Below are 18,070 nucleotides of genomic sequence, written 5' to 3' on the forward strand. Positions count from 1 at the left end.
AGCGCGCCCCGGAGGACGGGGGAGGCCGAGGGCTGTCCTCTTGCGCGGAACTGCGGTAGATACCAGGGCCCACTGAGGGGAACGCCACGGCCGCCATACGGTCGCGCCAGCCCTGCGTCAGGCAGAGGTGGTGATCGATCAGTCAGGTGCGCCTGCATCATACAGGTAGGGGCAAGCGGCCCCCTGGGAATGGCCAGGTGCTATGCCCGTACGCCTCCGATTGCGAACCTGGATGGGCCGGCAGCCTCCGCCATCACCCCGGCCATCACCCCAGCCGACCCCACCCCACCCGGCCCGACACCCGCCACCCCCGTACCACCCCAGCCGCCCCCCGGCCATCACCCGGGACCATCCCCGCCTACCGCCTACCGCCTACCGCCTACCGCCTACCGTCCACCGACCCCCGCACCCGTCTCCGTACCCGAGGAGGACCCCGAGCCCGAGCCCGACCCCGAGCCACGCCCCGACCCCGACGAGCCCGTGCCCAGCCAGCCGGCCAGCTTGCCGCCCTGCCCGACTGCCCGCAGGCGCCGTTCTGCCGCGTCGCGTACCGGGTCCGTCGCCACCACCAGCAGTTCGTCGCCCCGGCGCAGCACGGTCGAGGGCGACGGTACGAAGCTCTTGCCCTCCCGCACGACCAGGGTGACCGCGGACCCGGCGGGCAGCCGCAGTTCGCCGACCTCCACGCCGTGCATCTTCGACCGCGGGGGGATCGCCACGGAGAGCAGATGGCCGCGCAGCCGTTCCAGCGGCGCCGACTCGATGCCCAGGTCGGCGGCCTCGGCGGAGTCGCCGAGCCGCAGTGCCTTGGCCAGCCAGGGCAGCGTCGGCCCCTGCACCAGCGTGTACACGACGACCAGGATGAAGACGATGTTGAAGATCCGCAGGCTGCCCTCGATCTGCGACACCATGGGGATGGTCGCCAGGATGATGGGCACGGCGCCGCGCAGCCCCGCCCACGACATGAGCGCCTGTTCCTGCCAGGGGATACGGAACGGCAGCAGGCTGATCAGGACGGACAGCGGCCGGGCCACCACCGTCAGGACAAGGCCGACGATCAACGCGGGCAGGAAGTCGTCGCCCAGTTCGTGCGGGGTCACCAGCAGCCCGAGCAGTACGAACATACCGATCTGCGCGATCCAGCCGAGCCCCTCCGCGAAGCCACGGTTGGCCGGGGCGTGCGGCAGTTTGGAGTTCCCGAGGATCACCGAGGTGACATAGACGGCGAGAAAGCCACTGCCGTGCGCCGTGGCACCGAGCGCGTACGCCGAGACCGCGATGGCCATCACCGCGATCGGATAGAGGCCCGAGGCGGGCAGGGCCACATGCCGCAGTCCGTACGCTCCCGCGAAGCCCACCGCGAGCCCGATGCACGCGCCGATGGCGAGTTCGAGCGCGATCACGCCGACGAGTACGTACCAGTGCTCGACCGGCCCCGATGCCGAGAGCGCGACCACGATGATCACCACGGGGGCGTCATTGAAACCCGACTCGGCCTCCAGCGCCCCGGTCACCCGGGACGGCAGCGGCACCTTGCGCAGCACGGAGAAGACCGCTGCCGCGTCCGTCGAGGAGACGACCGCGCCGATGATCAGCGCCTGCCGCCACTCCAGGCCGACCAGGTAGTACGCGGCGGCGGCGGTCACCCCGACGCTCACCCCGACCCCCACGGTCGACAGTGCGGCGGCGGCGGGCAGCGCCGGCCGTGCCTCTTTCCACTTGGTGCCGAGACCGCCCTCGGCGAGGATCACGACCAGGGCGGCATAGCCGATGACCTGGGTCAGTCCGGCGTTGTCGAACTTGACATGGAAGATCCCGTCCTGCCCTATGACGACCCCGATTCCGAGGTAGAGCAGCAGGCTGGGGAGGCCGCTCCGGGAGGAGATCCGTACGGCCGCGACCGCGATCAGCAGCACGAGTGAGCTGACGAGCAGGAGTTCATTGAGCTGGTGGACAGTCAGCGGCCGATCCTTCCCCTCGCGCACGCCGGATCGTTCCTCCGGCGGCCGGTACTTCGTTACCTTACCTAATCTTTAACGTTTTCTTGACGCCTTCGATCGTCTGTACGAGTTTCAGGCGGGCTCGGATGTGATCTGCGTCGCGCTCCGCACCCGGAAACCGGCGTCAACTCGGCATGAATCCCGCTTGTATCCTTCTGTGATCGTTCGATGAGTCGCCCTACATGACACCGCGTCGGGGCCCGGGAACGCCTGCGCCTATGGTTGCTCCAGCATTCCAGGACCACCCTGCCCCTCGAAGGACAGCGATGCCCGCCAACACAGCCCCCCCTTCCGTCAAAAAGAAGGGGCGACGCGCCCGTCTGATCGTGATCGTCCTGGTGCTGGCGCTTGTCGCGGGTGTCGGCTACGGCTCGTACTGGGGCGTCAGCACCGTCCGCGCCTCGTTCCCCCAGACGACCGGATCGATCCAGCTCAAGGGCCTCTCAGGACCCGTGGACGTCCGGCGGGACAGTTACGGCGTCCCGCAGATCTACGCCAACAGCGACGCGGACCTGTTCCGTGCCCAGGGCTTCGTCCAGGCACAGGACCGCTTCTGGGAGATGGACGTCCGCCGCCATATGACCGCCGGGCGGCTCTCCGAGATGTTCGGCGCGAGCCAGGTCAAGACCGATGCCTTCCTGCGCACCCTCGACTGGCGCGGAGTGGCCCAGCGCGAGTACGACAACGAGCTGTCCGACGAGACCAAGAAGAACCTCCAGGCGTACGCGGACGGCGTGAACGCCTATCTCGAAGGCCGCGACGGCAAGGACATCTCGGTCGAGTACGCCGCGCTCGACTTCACCAACGACTACAAGCCCGCGAAGTGGACCCCCGTCGACTCGGTGGCCTGGCTCAAGGCGATGGCCTGGGACCTGCGCGGCAATATGCAGGACGAGATCGACCGCTCGCTGCTGACGAGCCGGCTGAGCGAGAAGCAGATCGACGAGCTGTACCCGCCGTACCCGTACGACCGGAACAAGACCGTCGTCAGCGAGGGCGGGATCGACCCGGTCACCGAGAAGTACGACCCCGAAGCCGAGCCCACCAGCACGGCCCCCGGAGATACGAGCAGCGACGGCACAGGTACAGGCACCGGTACGAGTACGGACATCGGCACCGGTACGGGTACCGGCACCACCGACCCCACCACCGGCACCGTCGTCAACAGCTCAGCCGACAGCGCCACCGGCACCAGCGCCTCCGAAGCCACCGAGAACTTCAACTCCCAGCTCCAGGCCCTCTCCGGCACCCTCGACGAGATCCCCGCCCTCCTCGGCCCCAGCGGCGACGGCATCGGCTCCAACTCCTGGGTCGTCTCCGGCCGCTACACCACCACCGGAAAGCCGCTCCTCGCCAACGACCCGCACCTCGCCCCGCAGCTCCCGTCCCTCTGGTACCAGATGGGCCTGCACTGCCGCAGCGTCTCGGAGACCTGCCAGTACGACGTCGCGGGCTACACCTTCTCCGGTGTGCCCGGCGTCATAATCGGCCACAACCAGGACATCGCCTGGGGCTTCACCAACCTCGGCGCCGATGTGACCGACCTCTACCTGGAGAAGGTCGACGGCGACTCGTACCAGTACGGCGACGGCGAGAAGCAGTTCAAGATCCGCGAGGAGACCATCAAGGTCGCGGGCGGCAAGAGCAAGACGATCACCGTACGGTCCACCGACCGCGGCCCGGTGGTCTCCGACCGCGACACCGAGCTGGCGAAGGTCGGCGAGAAGGCCCCGGTCGGCGATGTCGCTCCCGACCGCGGCGAGGGTTACGCGGTCTCGCTCCAGTGGACGGCGCTCCAGCCCGGCAAGTCCATGGACGCGGTCTTCGAGCTGAACAAGGCCAAGGACTTCGCCGGGTTCCGCAAGGCCGCCGAGCACTTCGAGGTCCCCTCCCAGAACCTCATCTACGCCGACACCAAGAACCACATCGGCTACCAGGCGCCCGGCCGTATCCCGATCCGCGCCGAGGGCGACGGCCGGATGCCGGCTCCCGGCTGGGACCCGAAGTACCAGTGGAAGGGATACATCCCCTTCGAGCAGTTGCCGTACGAGTACGACCCCGCGCGCGGCTACATCGTCACCGCCAACCAGGCCGTCGTCGACCCCAAGAAGTACCCGTACCCGTTCACCGAGGACTGGGGCTACGGCGCCCGCAGCCAGCGGATCAACGATCTCATCGAGTCGAAGATCAAGGACGGCGGAAAGATCTCGACCGACGACATGCAGACCATGCAGATGGACAACAGCAGCCAGATCGCCAAGCTGCTGATGCCGATCCTGCTCAAGATCGATGTCAAGGACCCGTCCGTACGCGAGGCGCAGAAGCTCCTCGAAGGCTGGGACTACACCCAGGAACCCGACTCGGGCGCGGCCGCCTACTTCAACGCGGTCTGGCGCAATGTCCTCAAGCTGGCCTTCGGCAACAAGCTGCCCAAGGAGGTACGGGTCAAGGGCCAGTGCCTCAATGTCCGCCCCGCCAACGACTCGGCCCCGCTGGACGACCTCGACCAGGTGGTACGGGAGTGCGGCCAGCGTGATCCGGAGTCGGCGCAGCCGGACGGCGGCGACCGCTGGTACGAGGTGGTACGGCGCATCCTCGACGACGAGGACAACGCCTGGTGGAGCGTCCCGGCCAGCCGCAAGCTGCCCGCCACCACGACGCGCGACAAGCTGCTCGAACGCGCCATGGCCGACGCCCGCTGGGAGCTGACCGCCAAGCTCGGCAAGGACACGTCGAGCTGGACCTGGGGCCGGCTGCACCAGCTCACCCTGGACAACCAGACCCTCGGCACCAGCGGCCCCGGCTTCCTCAAGCGGATACTCAACCGCGGTCCGTGGAACCTCGGCGGCGGCGAGGCGGCGGTCAACGCGACGGGCTGGAACGCGGCGGGCGGCTACGAGGTCGTCTGGGTGCCGTCGATGCGGATGGTCGTCAATGTCGGTGACTGGGACAAGTCACGCTGGATCAATCTGACGGGCGCCTCGGGCCACGCGTACAGCGCGCACTACACCGACCAGACGAGCAAGTGGGCCAAGGGTGAGCTGCTCGACTGGGCCTATGGCGTCAACGCGGTGGAGCAGTCCACCGCCGACACCCTCACGCTGACGCCGTAGCGGTGGACGCGACCTCGGGCGCCGGGCGGTGTCAGCTGTTCTGCCGGCACCGCCCGTCCGGCACATGTCAGCTCTCGTGCCGGCACCGCCCGTCCGGCACGCGCGCGTCCCCGGTGGTGAAGCGCAGCACGCCCCCGGGCGTCACCACCGCCTGTACGGGACGGTCGTGCGGCTCCGCCGGGACCCGCGCGACGACCTCGCCGTCGTACAGCAGGACGGCCAGGGCCGGTACCGCCCCCGTCCGCTCCAGCCGGCCGAGGACCCGGTCGTACGAGCCGCCGCCGCGCCCCAGCCGCATACCGCGCCCGTCCACCGCCAGGCCCGGCAGCAGCACCACGTCCGCCTCCAGGACGGCGTCGGGGCCGAGCCGCGCACCGTCCGGTTCCAGCAGCCCCCGCCCGGCCCGTACCAGCCGCTCCGCGCCCTCGTACGGCGCCCAGTCGAGGTCGTTGTCCGCCATCAGTACCGGCAGCAGGACCCGTACGCCCCGCGTGCGCAGCGCGTCCAGCAGCGCGCGCGTGCCGGGTTCACGCCCCACCGAGACATACGCGGCGACCGTACGGGCCCGGGCCAGCTCCGGCAGCTCCAGCGCGCGCCGCGCGAGAACCGCCGCGGCGCGCCGGGCGTCCTCATCCGACAGCAGGCGCCGCGCGGTGAGCAGTTCGCTCCGCAGGGCCGCTTTTCCGGGCATCTCATCACGCACCAGACATCACAAACCTCTCGTATGCGTTTGTATGAGGCGAAAGTTAACCGGAGCATCATCTTCCGCCCATACGCAACAGATACTGTGTTCGGCATGACTCAGTCGCCCTCCAGGATCAGCAAGGCTGTCATCCCCGCTGCCGGTCTCGGCACCCGGTTCCTGCCCGCCACCAAGGCAACTCCCAAGGAGATGCTGCCGGTCGTCGACAAGCCCGCGATCCAGTACGTGGTCGAGGAAGCCGTGGCAGCCGGTCTCTCCGACGTGCTCATGGTCACCGGCCGCAACAAGCGGCCTCTTGAGGACCACTTCGACCGGAATTACGAGCTGGAGGAGGCGCTCACCCGCAAGGGAGACACCGAACGCCTCGCGAAGGTCCAGGAGTCCAGCGACCTCGCCACCATGCACTATGTGCGCCAGGGCGACCCCAGGGGTCTCGGCCACGCCGTCCTCTGCGCGGCGCCGCACGTCGGCGACCAGCCCTTCGCGGTGCTGCTCGGCGACGACCTGATCGACCCGCGCGACCCGCTGCTGGCCCGGATGGTCGAGGTCCAGGAGCGCGAGGGCGGCAGCGTCGTCGCGCTGATGGAGGTCGATCCTTCGCAGATCCACCTCTACGGCTGCGCCGCCGTCGAGCCCACGCGCGACGCCGATGTGGTCAAGGTGCACGACCTGGTCGAGAAGCCCGAGGCCGCCGACGCGCCCAGCAACTACGCCATCATCGGCCGCTATGTCCTCGACCCCGCCGTCTTCGGGATACTGCGTGAGACCGGGCCCGGCCGGGGCGGCGAGATCCAGCTCACCGACGCGCTCCAGCAGCTCTCCGTGGACGAGAAGGTCGGCGGTCCCGTCCATGGTGTGGTCTTCAAGGGCCGCCGCTACGACACCGGCGACCGCGGCGACTATCTGCGTGCCATTGTCAGACTCGCGTGTGAACGTGAAGATCTGGGACCGGACTTCCGGACCTGGCTCCGCAGTTATGTCGCCGAGGAGATGTAGCACTTGGAGATGTAGCACTTGACGAGGAGATGTAGCACTTGAGCAGCACGGCACAACCGGTACCGGCCTTCGGGCACGAGCGTCTCTGGTCGGTGGACGACCATCTCGCGGACATCCTGGCCGCGGTCCACCCGCTCGACCCGATCGAGCTGCAACTGCCCGACGCACAGGGCTGTGTGCTCGTGGAGGACATCACGGTGCCGGTGGCCCTGCCGCCGTTCGACAACAGTTCCATGGACGGTTACGCGGTCCGTACGGCCGATGTCGCGGGGGCCACCGAGGAGTTCCCCGCCGTGCTGACCGTCGTCGGCGATGTCGCGGCGGGCAGCGGCTCGCTGCCCGAGGTCGGCCCCGGCGAGACGGCCCGGATCATGACCGGCGCCGCGCTGCCGCCCGGCGCCGAGGCGGTGGTCCCGGTGGAGTGGACCGACGGGGGTACGGGGGGCGGGGCGGCCCTCTCGATGCGCCCGGCCGGCGAGGCTCCCGGCGGCGCGAGCGGCGAGGTGCGGGTGTACCGCCCGATCGAGGCCGGCGGGCATGTCCGCTCCCGCGGCAGCGATGTGCGGGCCGGTGATCTGGCGCTGGAGGCGGGTACGGTCCTGGGCCCGCCGCAGATCGGCCTCCTGGCCGCCATCGGCCGCGGTGCGGTACGGGTCAGGCCGCGCCCGCGCGTGGTCGTGCTCTCCACCGGCAGCGAGCTGGTCCAGCCCGGCGAGGAGCTGGGCGAGGGCCAGATCTACGATTCGAACAGCTTCGCGCTGACCGCCGCGGCCCGGGACGCGGGCGCCATCGCGTACCGCGTGGGCGCCGTCACCGACGACGCCGACACGCTGCGCGCCACCATCGAGGACCAGCTCATCCGCGCCGACATGGTGGTCACGACGGGCGGTGTCAGCGTCGGGGCGTACGACGTCGTCAAGGAGGCCCTCTCCGCGGTGGGGGACGAGGACGAGGACGGCGGCGGGGTCGATTTCCGCAAGCTCGCGATGCAGCCGGGCAAGCCGCAGGGCTTCGGGGCGATCGGCCGCGAGCACACCCCGCTGCTGGCCCTGCCGGGGAACCCGGTCTCGTCGTACGTCTCCTTCGAGCTGTTCGTACGGCCCGCGATCCGCAGGCTGATGGGCCTGGAGGACGTCCACCGCCCCAGGGTCCGCGCCACGCTCTCCGCCGACAAGCCGCTGACCTCCCCGGCCGGCCGCCGTCAGTTCCTGCGCGGGACGTACGACGCGGCGACCGGCTCGGTCACCCCGGTCGGCGGGACCGGCTCGCACCTCGTCGCGGCCCTCGCCCATGCCAACGCGCTGATCGTCGTCCCCGAGGACTCGGTCCTGGCCGAGCCCGGGTCGGACGTCGACGTCGTCCTGATCGGCTGACGGTCCGGTGGTGGCGGTACCGTGTCTGCCCACAGAGGCCCTGACGGGCCCGGACCGGGAGCGCCACAGCGAATGACCGCGTTTTCCCGGGGGGAGACCCCCGGACCCTCTCAGCAGGGCAGCCTGACCCACATCGACGAGTCGGGAGCGGCCCGTATGGTCGATGTCTCGGCGAAGGAGATCACCGCGCGCACCGCCAGCGCCAGCGGCCGGGTACTGGTGTCGCCGCAGGTCGTCGAACTGCTCAGGGGCGGGGGAGTGCCGAAGGGGGACGCCCTCGCCACCGCCCGTATCGCGGGCATCATGGGCGCGAAACGGACCCCGGAGCTGATTCCGCTCTGCCATCCGCTCGCGATCTCGGGGGTCACGCTCGACCTCGCGGTCGCGGACGACGCCGTCGAGATCCTGGCGACGGTCAGGACCACGGACCGTACGGGCGTCGAGATGGAGGCCCTGACCGCCGTGTCGGTCGCCGCGCTCACGGTCGTCGACATGGTCAAGGCGGTCGACAAGGGCGCGGTGATCACGGACGTACGGGTCGAGGAGAAGACGGGCGGCAAGTCCGGCCACTGGACCCGCCGGGTGACGGAGACGAGCGAGGGCACCTCATGAGCGGGCCTGCGAGAGACGGTACGGAGGCCGTGTCCGGTACGGGATCGACGCCCGCTCCGTACGGCTCGGGTCCGGTGCAGCCGGTCCCGTACCGCGCCCTGGTCGTCACCGCCTCGAACCGCGCTGCCGCCGGTGTCTACAGCGACACGGGCGGCCCGATCCTGGCCGGCGGCCTCGCCGCGCTCGGCTTCACGGTCGACGGACCGAAGGTCGTCCCCGACGGCGAGCCGGTCGAGCGCGCGCTGCGCGAGGGCGTGGCCGCCTCGTACGACGTCATCCTGACCACCGGCGGTACGGGCATCTCGCCCACCGACCGCACTCCGGAGGCGACCCGGCTCGTCCTGGACTACGAGATCCCGGGCATCGCCGAGGCCATCCGAGCCGAGGGCACCGCCAAGGTCCCCACCGCCGCGCTCTCCCGGGGCCTGGCCGGGGTCTCCGGGCGGACCCTGATCGTCAATCTGCCGGGCTCGTCCGGCGGGGTGCGCGACGGTCTCGCCGTGCTGGGCCGGCTGCTTGTCCACGCCGTGGACCAGATCCACGGCGGCGATCACCCCCGTACCTCCGGATGAACCCGGCGTGGCCCGTGACCCTGGTGGACGGTGAGGTCACCCTCCGCCCCATAAGGCTGCGCGACCAGCGCGCCTGGCGCGAGGTGAACCGGCGCAACCGCGACTGGCTGCGCCCCTGGGAGGCCACGATCCCGCCGCCGCCCCCGGGCGGCCCGGCCGCCCAGCGCCCCACCTACCGCCAGATGGTCCGCCATCTGCGCGCCGAGGCCAACGCGGGCCGGATGCTGCCCTTCGTGGTGGAGTACCAGGGGCGGCTGGTGGGCCAGTTGACCGTCGCGGGGATCACCTGGGGCTCGATGTGCAGCGGGCATGTCGGGTACTGGGTGGACCGCGAGGTCGCGGGCCGCGGTGTGATGCCGACGGCGGTCGCGCTCGCCGTCGATCACTGTTTCCGGATGGTCGGGCTGCACCGCGTCGAGATCTGCATTCGCCCGGAGAACGGGCCGAGCCGTCGGGTCGTCGAGAAACTCGGATTCCGCGAGGAAGGGCTGCGCCCGCGCTATCTCCATATCGACGGGGCATGGCGGGACCATCTCGTGTACGTCCTCACGGCCGAGGAGGTGCCCGAGGGGCTGGTCCGCCGGTGGCGCCAGGCACGGCCAGGAACACACAGAAAATAAGATAAGTGTTCGATATTGATCGGCATATGGCCATAAACTGATCTGAACAGTCACAAAAAAAGTCCGTGGTATCAGCCAGATCGTGCGACACACCGGCTCAATTGGCCGATGCCCTCGTGCGAACCCCTCTACGGTGTGAACCGTGAGCAGCAGCGGCCTCATCTACGCAGTCATCGTCGGGGCCTGGGCCGCCTACTTGGTGCCGATGTGGCTCCGCAGGCAGGACGAGCTCAATGAGGCACGTCCGACGGAGCGCTTCAGTACCGCCATCCGGCTGCTGTCCGGACGGGCGGCCATGGAGCGCCGTTACGCCAAGGAGCTTCAGGGACGTGCCGCCGAGGAGGCGGGGCCCGACGGGGAGCCGGACGCCGGCACGGAGTCGATGAGCTCCGTGGACGTCCGGGCCTTCGCCGCGCCCCCGGCCCGTACGGAAGCGCGGATGGAGATCCGCGCGGACGTCCCGGCCCCGGGCAGACCGGCACCGTCGCGCTCCCGGCCAGGTCCGGGACGACAGGCGGGCGCCGGCGGTACGGCCGGGGCCGCGCCCGAGAGTGTGCCCGCGCGGCGCGGGCGGCCTTCGGGGGGCGCGGCCGAACGCGCCCGGCGTGCGCAGCGCTCGCAGGTCCTGGCGCGCCGCCGGCGCACGACGATGGTCCTCTTCGTCGCCTTCACGCTCGGCACGGTCGTCGCGGCGGTCGGCGGTCTCGGCTTCCTCTGGGCGCCCGGCGTCCCGGCCGTCCTCCTCAGCGCGTACATCGTGCATCTGCGCGCCCAGGAGCGGCGCCGCTTCGCCTTCACGATGGACCGGCGCAGGGCCGAGGCGGCCGCGCAGCGGCTCCGCGAGAACCGGCCGCGCCGCCATCAGCCCTCCACGGCCGCCGTCGGCGAGCCGGACGAGGAGCCCGAACCCCGCCCCGAACCGGAACCGGTCCCCAAGGTCTCGCCCCAGGAGGCGGGCCGCCGCGCCCTGGTCGAGCAGACCGACCACGCGGAGTGGGTCGACCAGCAGCGCGAACGCGGCCCGGCGAGCGGCGAGAGCTGGGAGCCCGTCCCGGTCCCGCTCCCCACGTACGTCACGGCGCCGGTCGCCCCGCGCGCCACCAGCGGCGTCGAGGTCGGCGACCCGGAAACGTGGAGCGCGGCCCGCTCCTCCACCGCCGAACCCACCCCCGACCCGGCCACCCCCCAGCGCACCGCCCCGCCGCCCCGCCGCCCCCGCGACGGCGGCAGAACCCCCCTCTTCGACCAGTACGACGAAGAATCCCGCCCCCGCGCCGCCAACGAGTAACCCACCCCCGCCCCACCCCGTGACCAGCTCCTAACGGATTTCCGGGCACGGCGGCGGGGGTGCTAAGGTTTCACACGTCGCAAGGGCCTGTGGCGCAGACTGGTAGCGCACCTCGTTCGCATCGAGGGGGTCAGGGGTTCAAATCCCCTCAGGTCCACAAGCGAGAGAGCGGGGCCTGTCCGCAGAAAGCGCGGACAGGCCCCGCTCTCTCCTTTTTGCCCGGCTTCGCCTCGCGCGGCGGGGGCTTCGCCACCCGCACCCCCTTTCGGGTCGGCCGGGGCGGGCTGCGCGGCTCTGTCCTCTACGGTTGCATGTGATGTGGCAATGGCAGGGCCGGGACTTCTGGGCGCGGGGGCGGTGTGATGGGCGACGGTGTCAGGAATGAGCTGTCCGGGACGGTGTACGGGCCGGCTGTCCAGGCTCAGCAGATCCATGGCGGCATCACCTTCAATGTCCAGGCGCCACCGGCCCACGGGCCCGGCTCCGCGCCGGATCAAGTGCCGCCGCTGACCTTCGAGTTCATCAATCGCTCGGCGGATCTCTCCTTACTGGACGACCGCCTCGGCGCCCCGGGGAGCGGTTCCTCACGGGTCGGGTTCGGGGTGCTGACCGGGTTGCCGGGGATCGGGAAGACGGCGCTTGCCCAGCGGTGGGCGGAGAAGGCGCGTGAGCGGTTTCCCGACGGGCAGATCTATGTCGACTTCGCCGCGCTGCGCGGCCGTACGGGCGGTGATGTCTCCGCTGCGGTGGGACAGTGTCTGAAGGCCCTCGGGGTGGACGACACCTATATCCCGCAGTCCCTCGCCGGCCGGGTCGAGCTGTTCCGGAGCAGGTCCGCAGGCCGGCGGATCCTGGTCGTACTGGACGACGTTAACCAGCCCGCGCAGGTCAATGTCCTGGTTCCCAAAGGTCCCGGCAGTGCCTTGCTGGTCACCGGCAGCGGCAGACTCGGGGAGCTGGCCATGGACGGGGCGCGGCTGCTGCCCCTCGAACCGCTCGATCTGCGCAGCGGGCTGGAGATCCTGGCCGACCGCTGCGGCGAGCCGGCCGTCACCGCCGAGCGGGACGCTGCCGAGCGGCTCGTCGAGCTGTGCGCGGGACTGCCGAAGGCCCTGCATGTGGTGGCGGCACGGCTGGTGACCGACACCGGCCTCACCATGAGCGGGCTGGCCGGGGAACTCGCCGATGAAACCCGCCGGTTGGCGGGCATGTCTCTACGAGGACGAGGGGAGCACTCCGTGTCCGCGGTTCTGGGACTCGCCTACCGTGATCTGCCGCCCGACGCGGCCCGGCTCTACCGGCTGCTGGGATGGCTCCCCGGGCGGTCGTTCGACGCCGGTACGGCCGCGGTCGCCGCGGACATCGGCACACCGGCCGCCGAGTCGCTCCTCGAAGCGCTTCGGGAGTCCAGCCTCCTGGACCGGACGCCGGACGGCCGGTTCCGCTTCCACGATCTCGTACGGCTGCATGCCCGCGAGCGTGCCACCGAGGAGCAACCGGCGCAGGAGCAGCGGGAGTTGACGGCCCGGGTCGCGACTCACTATCTCGCGCTCACCGCCCTCGCCGACCGCGCCGTACGCGCCGACCGGCTGCGGATCGCCGACCTGCCCGAGCTGCTGAGCGGCGCGTCCGACCCCTTCGCCGCGGAGAACGGTCCCCCTCCGCTGGAATGGCTGGACGCCGAGCGCGCCAATATTCTCGCCGTCCTCCGCGAGGCCTCCCGCCATGGCCTCCATACGCTGGTCTGGCCGCTGTCCGAGGCCTTTACGGTGCTCTTCCTGCACCGCAGGCACCTCGGCGACTGGAAGGAATCCCTGGAGCTGGGAGCCGCCTCGGCCGCCGAAGCCGTCGTCCCCGCGGCGGAGGCGCGCCTGCGCAGTCTGCTGTCCCGGCCGCTGATGGACCTCGGTGAGTACGACAGGGCGCGTACGGAGCTGGAGACCGCGGTCGCCTGCGCCGACGCCTCCGGGCATGCCGCGCTCGGCGCGTCGGTGCGGGAGTTCTCCGGCCGGTACTGGGACCGCTTCGACCCCGACCGTGCCATGGACGCCTACCGCCGGTCCATCGAACTCAACATCGAGGCCGGCGAATGGCGTGGAGTCGCCATCGTCACCTACTTCCTCGGCTGCGCCCAGGACGCCAAGGGCGACCACGCCACTGCCCTGGAGAGCCTGCGCAGGGCGTACGAGGACCTGATGGGCCGCGCCGACCGGCGGATGGCGGCCCGGGCCATGGCCGCGATCGGCGCCGCCCACGAGCATCTCGGTGATACGGACGAGGCGAAGCGCGCGCTGAGCGAGGCGGCCCGGACCCTGCGCGAGCAGAACGCCAGCCACTACGAGGCACAAGCCCTGGTCCGGCTCGCGGACCTCACCGAGCGGACGGGCGGCGGACGTACGGTCAAGGGCCTGGCGGCCGTACGGGAGCAGCTCACCAGGGCGTACGAGATCTACGCGGACGGCGGCAGCCCCGAGGCCGACACCCTGCGCGAGCGCCTCGACCGCCTCCAGGACCTGCCCGAGCACGAATAGCGCTGAAAAGCGCCCTCAGTACGCCGGACCGCGCGGCCGGGAGGTCCGGAAGCGCAGGGCGACATCCTCCTCCCGCACCCCGCCCACCCTGAGCGTCACGATGATGTCGTCCATCGCGATCCCCGCGCGCAGACACGTATAGACGACCGCGGCCGGCAGACCCACATGGACGCCGGCGCCGGTCGACGTCGCCTCGACGGTCCGTCCGTCACGCAGCCCCACCAGAAAACCGCCCCCGTCCAGCGCCACCGCGGCCAGGCGGCTGCCGGGAAACCCGTCGAGCGTCTCCCCGATCCAGCGCAGCGCGCCCACCGCGGTCGGCGCGGGCCGGTCACGCACCAGCACTGACGCGCTCTCGCTCAGCCGCCGGTCGCGTTCCTCCTCGTCACACGCGAGATGCACGAACGACCCGGGAGTCTCCTGGGGTCCCGTGCGGCTGTCTTCGCAGGCCGCCGCGGGGTGACGGCGTACGGTCACGACCCAGCGGCCGTCCTCCGGGGCCGCTTCGGTGGCCACCGTCCAGGAGGTGACGGCCGCCGCGGGCGGATCGGGGCGGGGGAGCGTCAGCAGGGGAGGCGGCAGGGCGGAGTCCGGCTCGGCCAGCCCCATCAGGCGGTACAGCGCGGTACGCAGCCTGACCAGCGCCTGCCCCGGCTCCGCGAAGGCACCGGCCGCGATCTCCGCGTACCGCTCCGGGCTGTGCGTCCGTACGGCCGATTCGATCTGCCCGCGCAGATCCCCGCGCGGGTCGAGCCGGGGCGCGGACCGGCCGAGCCGCGCGATCGCCGTCCCCGGTACGGCGTCGCTGCCGAACGCGGCGAGCAGTACGGGCTTGCCCAGCGCCGCACCGTACAGCGTCACCGAACCGTGGTCGCCCACCACGGCGTCCGCCGCCACCAGCGCGGCCTGCCAGGCGTCGACCGGCGGCATCAGCAGCAGGCCCGAGTCCTCCGCGGCGGCCTGGAGCGTATGGATCTGCCAGGCGCCGTGCCCCGACCAGACATTGGGGTGCACGATCGCCGCGACCCGGTATTCGTCGTACGGCAGTGACGCGAGCAGCCGTGCCGGAAGCTCCGGATCCCGGCCGATCAGGGAGGTGCGGCCCCAGGTGGAGCTGAGCACCACCAGCCGCCGCCCGTCCTCGACACCCAGCGCGCGGCGGTACGAACCGGCCCGCGGCAGACTGGCGGCCAGCCGGTCGAACACCGGGTCCCCCACCAGCAGGGTGTGACCCGCGGCCTTGGGATGGGTGGTGAGGAGCTGCTCCTCCTGGTCCGGATGCGAGATGGCGAGCCAGGCCCGGCCCGCCTCCAGCAACGCGTCCGGCACCACACCGGACAGCCGGGTCCGTGGGGAGCGGGAGTCCGGCACGAGCTTCTGGAAGCCGACCCCGTGCGGCAGGACGAGTACGGGACAGCCCTCGCCCGGGGCACCCCAGTTGGGCACTCCGAGACCGGGCACACCGGCGCTGGGCAGCCCCGCCCCCGGCACCTCGACATTCTCGCTGGCGGAGACGATCAGATCCGGGGTGATGCTGCCCAACTGGGCCCAGGGCATGACCCGGCATCCCGAGTCATGCAGCAGATCGAGGACTCCGTCATTGAAGGCGGAGGTCGGGTCATGGGCGAAGACGACGGTGATCCGGGCGTCGCCGCGCAGCAGGGCCGGCAGGATCTCCAGGACCCGCACGGTCGAGGTGACCGTACGGGCGGCCACGACCAGGGTCTTCTCGCCGGGGAAGGTGCTCCACCGCCGGGCGTCATGGCCCACCGGGACCCTGAGCGGCGGCCCCGCGCTACCGTGCATGGCCACGGCTACACCGTACCGGGGGCGGCCCCTGCCCCTTGGCGTACGCGCACGTCACCCCGCGCGCCCTCGTTCTCCCGAGCCCCTCCCGAGCCCCTCCCACGCTCTTTCCCAAGTGCCTTCCCAGGACGGAGACATGAATAAGTCTCGTACTGGGGAACGAAATTGAGGAATCGATGGCGGGAAGCAGCCAGCGAATTCCCCCACTCGGGTGACACGGGCTCACGGAATTAACACGGAGGCCACTACTGTGCCGAGGCATGACCTCTTCCAACACCGCGTCGGGCAGTGTTCAGTACGCCCCTCTTCTGGGCACCCTCTCGGTGATTCCCTGGACCAGCGATCCTTCCGAAGGCGAGCGCAACGCGCCTTTTCTGCTTGCCTATTCGCTCGGTGACGGCCGGGGTGGTCCGGCGGCCGGCGAGGAGGCGATGCGCGCGGTCCTCCAGGAGATCGGGCTGAATCCCGGTGGCGATCTGGTCGATGTCGCGCACGCGCCCCAGGTCCCGATCAAGCTGCTGGTGGAGGCGGGGCAGGCGGTGCTGACCATGCCGTATCTGAACTCGCAGTGCCCGGTTCCGCCGGAGTGGGAAGAGGACGCGCGGCGGACCCGGCAGGTCTATTTCATGGTGGCGACCCGCCCCTGGCCGGACGGTACGCCGGGACGGCCGGTGACCGAGGAGCGGCTGCGCGCCTTTGTCGGCGACGTCGGCATGCTCGCCGGCGCCGCGCACTGTCTGGTGCCGGTCAGCAGTCTGCGCGGCTGAGGCGCGACGGGCGAGGCGAGGCATACGAAGCGAACGAATCGGACCGTCATGACAACGACTTGGGACCGGACCACGCCCGCCGGACAGACCGGGGAAGCCGGAAGAACCGGGGAAGCCGAAGAAACCGGGAAAACCGGTGAGGCCGGGAAACACGCCTCCGGAAGCGGCACGGCGGAAGTGGGCGGCAGCCGGGGGTTCGCGCTGCTGCTGGTGATCACCGGCGCCGCCGGGCTGCTGGCGGCATGGGTGATCACCCTCGACAAGTTCAAGCTGCTTGAGGACCCGGACTTCACCCCGGGATGCAGCCTCAACCCGGTGGTGTCCTGCGGCAACATCATGAAGAGCGAGCAGGCCTCGGCGTTCGGATTTCCCAATCCGATGCTGGGGCTTGTGGCGTATGCCGTGGTGATCGGTATCGGCGCGGGTCTGCTCGCGGGGGCGCGTTATCGGCGCTGGTTCTGGCTCGGTCTGAACGCGGGCACGCTGTTCGGTGTCGGATTCTGCACCTGGCTCCAGTACCAGTCGCTGTACGAGATCAACTCGCTGTGCCTGTGGTGCTCTCTGGCCTGGGTCGCCACCATCGTGATGTTCTGTTACGTCACCGTCCACAACATCGAGCACCGGATTCTGCCCGCCCCCGCCGGGGTGCGCGGGGCGCTGAGCGAATTCCACTGGGTGCTGCCCGTGCTGTGGACCGGGGTGATCGGGATGCTGATCCTGATCCGCTGGTGGGACTTCTGGACGAGCTGACCCCGCCGCGGAGTCCGGGTCCGCGAGGACCCGGACCGTCCGCTCCCTCCCCGCTCGGTTCCGGCGGTTACGGGGGATCACTTGCCGAGCGACAGCCCGCCCAGGAGCTTGCCGAGGCCCTGCTCCTTGCTGCTGGTCTGCTTGGAGCCGGTCTGCTTCGTGCCGCTCTGCTTCTTGCTCCCGGACTGCTTCTTCGCCTGCTTCTTGTTCAGCCCGTCCGTGGTCTTCTTCACCGCGTTGATGACAGAGCCCTCGTTCTCCGTGTCCAGCGCGTTGGTGTGGAGCGGCTTTCCGTCGCGCAGTCCGTCGCGGGCGACGGTGTCCAGGGCGCCGTTGAGGCTGGACGGGGTGAGGTTCTCGGTGGCGAAGGCCGGGGCCGCGGCGCCGAGGGCCATGACGGAACCGGCGACGACCGCGGCGATCTTCAGGGGCTTCATGGGGGAATCCTTCTTTCGGAGTCTCTCGGAGTTCTCGGACGACAGGGCAACTGTCTTTTCGCGCACGCCTCTTGGAGGTTTTCGCGCGGCCTTGTCCCGCCCTGAGTAACGATTCTCCGGCGTGCCGGAAACGGGCCGGAAACGGACAACAAAGGGCAACAGAAGAGCCGCTCAGCCCCCGGGGGGACGAGCGGCTCTTCCGCGTCACGTCATCGACGAGGCGAATAAGGTCACGCGTTGAAGCAGGTGTTGCCGAAGGTCGGGTTCAGCAGCCCGATGATGTCGATGGTGTTGCCGCAGAGGTTCAGGGGGATGTGAACCGGGATCTGGAGGACGTTGCCGGACAGAACGCCCGGGGAGCCGACGGCCGCGGCCTTCGCGTCGGCGTCGGCGAAGGCGACGCCGGAGGTACCGGCGACAGCGGCGGCTGCCGTGGTGGAGAGAACAACAGCCTTGGCGATACGCGACATGTGAGAAGCGCTCCTCGGTCGTAATGAGATGG

The 18,070-nt window shown here is 70.5% G+C and carries 15 protein-coding genes and 1 tRNA gene; 11 read left to right on the forward strand and 5 right to left on the reverse strand.

All coding sequences use genetic code 11. From position 1 onward, the window contains the following. Nucleotides 1-386: 386 nt before the first annotated feature. Entirely contained in the window at nucleotides 387-1,961 is a 1,575-nt protein-coding gene (locus ACFU9P_RS24430) for a potassium/proton antiporter (RefSeq protein ID WP_376377682.1), read from the reverse strand. Nucleotides 1,962-2,266: 305 nt separating this feature from the next. Here ACFU9P_RS24430 and ACFU9P_RS24435 point away from each other — a divergent pair, with 305 nt between their 5' ends. Then, the gene (locus ACFU9P_RS24435) at nucleotides 2,267-5,113 is read left to right on the forward strand and encodes a penicillin acylase family protein (RefSeq protein WP_384084391.1); all 2,847 of its coding nucleotides are present in this window, start codon (nucleotides 2,267-2,269) and stop codon (nucleotides 5,111-5,113) included. A 67-nt stretch (nucleotides 5,114-5,180) separates the two neighbouring features. Here ACFU9P_RS24435 and ACFU9P_RS24440 read toward each other — a convergent pair whose 3' ends face one another. Next, complete coding sequence (locus ACFU9P_RS24440; RefSeq protein WP_384084394.1) at nucleotides 5,181-5,804, reverse strand: 5-formyltetrahydrofolate cyclo-ligase; 624 nt, start codon at nucleotides 5,802-5,804, stop codon at nucleotides 5,181-5,183. Between the two features lie 105 nt (nucleotides 5,805-5,909). On the opposite strand from ACFU9P_RS24440, the gene galU reads away from it, so the two are divergent. From galU to ACFU9P_RS24480, 8 genes are all read left to right on the forward strand, one after another. Next, the gene (gene galU / locus ACFU9P_RS24445) at nucleotides 5,910-6,812 is read left to right on the forward strand and encodes a UTP--glucose-1-phosphate uridylyltransferase GalU (protein ID WP_384084397.1); all 903 of its coding nucleotides are present in this window, start codon (nucleotides 5,910-5,912) and stop codon (nucleotides 6,810-6,812) included. A 38-nt stretch (nucleotides 6,813-6,850) separates the two neighbouring features. Beyond that, nucleotides 6,851-8,185: a gephyrin-like molybdotransferase Glp gene (gene glp, locus ACFU9P_RS24450; RefSeq protein WP_384084400.1), complete on the forward strand. Its 1,335-nt coding sequence runs from the start codon at nucleotides 6,851-6,853 to the stop codon at nucleotides 8,183-8,185. A gap of 72 nt (nucleotides 8,186-8,257) precedes the next feature. Beyond that, nucleotides 8,258-8,797 carry a cyclic pyranopterin monophosphate synthase MoaC gene (moaC, locus tag ACFU9P_RS24455; RefSeq protein ID WP_384084403.1) on the forward strand — a complete coding sequence of 180 codons (540 nt, stop codon included), beginning with the start codon at nucleotides 8,258-8,260 and terminating at the stop codon, nucleotides 8,795-8,797. Next, complete coding sequence (locus ACFU9P_RS24460) at nucleotides 8,794-9,369, forward strand: molybdenum cofactor biosynthesis protein B (protein WP_384084406.1); 576 nt, start codon at nucleotides 8,794-8,796, stop codon at nucleotides 9,367-9,369. The genes moaC and ACFU9P_RS24460 overlap by 4 nt, the downstream gene beginning before the upstream one ends. Then, on the forward strand, nucleotides 9,366-9,989 hold the full coding sequence (locus ACFU9P_RS24465) for a GNAT family N-acetyltransferase (protein WP_376377618.1): 624 nt from the start codon (nucleotides 9,366-9,368) through the stop codon (nucleotides 9,987-9,989). Before ACFU9P_RS24460 ends, ACFU9P_RS24465 begins: the two co-directional genes overlap by 4 nt. A gap of 142 nt (nucleotides 9,990-10,131) precedes the next feature. Then, nucleotides 10,132-11,277, forward strand: a complete 1,146-nt coding sequence (glpR, locus tag ACFU9P_RS24470; RefSeq protein WP_376377620.1) for a gephyrin-like molybdotransferase receptor GlpR — start codon at nucleotides 10,132-10,134, stop codon at nucleotides 11,275-11,277. Between the two features lie 83 nt (nucleotides 11,278-11,360). Continuing rightward, nucleotides 11,361-11,434 (forward strand) — tRNA-Ala (locus ACFU9P_RS24475). Nucleotides 11,435-11,639: 205 nt separating this feature from the next. Next, entirely contained in the window at nucleotides 11,640-13,808 is a 2,169-nt protein-coding gene (locus ACFU9P_RS24480) for an NB-ARC domain-containing protein (RefSeq protein WP_384084410.1), read from the forward strand. Nucleotides 13,809-13,823: 15 nt separating this feature from the next. Here ACFU9P_RS24480 and ACFU9P_RS24485 read toward each other — a convergent pair whose 3' ends face one another. Then, nucleotides 13,824-15,614 (reverse strand): hypothetical protein, encoded by a 1,791-nt coding sequence (locus ACFU9P_RS24485; protein WP_384084780.1) that lies wholly within the window; start codon nucleotides 15,612-15,614, stop codon nucleotides 13,824-13,826. A gap of 260 nt (nucleotides 15,615-15,874) precedes the next feature. On the opposite strand from ACFU9P_RS24485, the gene ACFU9P_RS24490 reads away from it, so the two are divergent. Together ACFU9P_RS24490 and ACFU9P_RS24495 are read left to right on the forward strand one after the other, a co-directional pair. Beyond that, nucleotides 15,875-16,381 (forward strand): DUF5949 family protein, encoded by a 507-nt coding sequence (locus ACFU9P_RS24490; protein ID WP_376377626.1) that lies wholly within the window; start codon nucleotides 15,875-15,877, stop codon nucleotides 16,379-16,381. 48 nt (nucleotides 16,382-16,429) lie between these two features. Beyond that, complete coding sequence (locus tag ACFU9P_RS24495; protein ID WP_384084413.1) at nucleotides 16,430-17,131, forward strand: vitamin K epoxide reductase family protein; 702 nt, start codon at nucleotides 16,430-16,432, stop codon at nucleotides 17,129-17,131. Between the two features lie 77 nt (nucleotides 17,132-17,208). Here the strand turns inward: ACFU9P_RS24495 and ACFU9P_RS24500 are convergent, their stop codons facing one another. Next, nucleotides 17,209-17,568, reverse strand: coding sequence for a hypothetical protein (locus tag ACFU9P_RS24500; protein WP_376377630.1), 360 nt, complete (start codon nucleotides 17,566-17,568; stop codon nucleotides 17,209-17,211). Nucleotides 17,569-17,798: 230 nt separating this feature from the next. Beyond that, nucleotides 17,799-18,038, reverse strand: a complete 240-nt coding sequence (locus ACFU9P_RS24505; protein WP_384084416.1) for a chaplin — start codon at nucleotides 18,036-18,038, stop codon at nucleotides 17,799-17,801. Nucleotides 18,039-18,070 lie beyond the last annotated feature (32 nt).

The organism is Streptomyces sp. NPDC057617, assembly GCF_042800555.1.
GTDB lineage: Bacteria > Actinomycetota > Actinomycetes > Streptomycetales > Streptomycetaceae > Streptomyces.

What these genes read in the sequence shown, in the direction of transcription:
- ACFU9P_RS24465 (WP_376377618.1), top strand. Translation starts at nt 9,366, where the DNA reads ATGAACCCGGCGTGGCCCGTGACCCTGGTGGACGGTGAGGTCACCCTC.
- ACFU9P_RS24490 (WP_376377626.1), top strand. Translation starts at nt 15,875, where the DNA reads ATGACCTCTTCCAACACCGCGTCGGGCAGTGTTCAGTACGCCCCTCTT.
- ACFU9P_RS24440 (WP_384084394.1), bottom strand. Translation starts at nt 5,804, where the DNA reads ATGCCCGGAAAAGCGGCCCTGCGGAGCGAACTGCTCACCGCGCGGCGC.
- ACFU9P_RS24505 (WP_384084416.1), bottom strand. Translation starts at nt 18,038, where the DNA reads ATGTCGCGTATCGCCAAGGCTGTTGTTCTCTCCACCACGGCAGCCGCC.
- moaC (WP_384084403.1), top strand. Translation starts at nt 8,258, where the DNA reads ATGACCGCGTTTTCCCGGGGGGAGACCCCCGGACCCTCTCAGCAGGGC.
- galU (WP_384084397.1), top strand. Translation starts at nt 5,910, where the DNA reads ATGACTCAGTCGCCCTCCAGGATCAGCAAGGCTGTCATCCCCGCTGCC.
- ACFU9P_RS24495 (WP_384084413.1), top strand. Translation starts at nt 16,430, where the DNA reads ATGACAACGACTTGGGACCGGACCACGCCCGCCGGACAGACCGGGGAA.
- ACFU9P_RS24500 (WP_376377630.1), bottom strand. Translation starts at nt 17,568, where the DNA reads ATGAAGCCCCTGAAGATCGCCGCGGTCGTCGCCGGTTCCGTCATGGCC.
- ACFU9P_RS24480 (WP_384084410.1), top strand. Translation starts at nt 11,640, where the DNA reads ATGGGCGACGGTGTCAGGAATGAGCTGTCCGGGACGGTGTACGGGCCG.
- ACFU9P_RS24485 (WP_384084780.1), bottom strand. Translation starts at nt 15,614, where the DNA reads ATGCACGGTAGCGCGGGGCCGCCGCTCAGGGTCCCGGTGGGCCATGAC.
- ACFU9P_RS24435 (WP_384084391.1), top strand. Translation starts at nt 2,267, where the DNA reads ATGCCCGCCAACACAGCCCCCCCTTCCGTCAAAAAGAAGGGGCGACGC.
- ACFU9P_RS24460 (WP_384084406.1), top strand. Translation starts at nt 8,794, where the DNA reads ATGAGCGGGCCTGCGAGAGACGGTACGGAGGCCGTGTCCGGTACGGGA.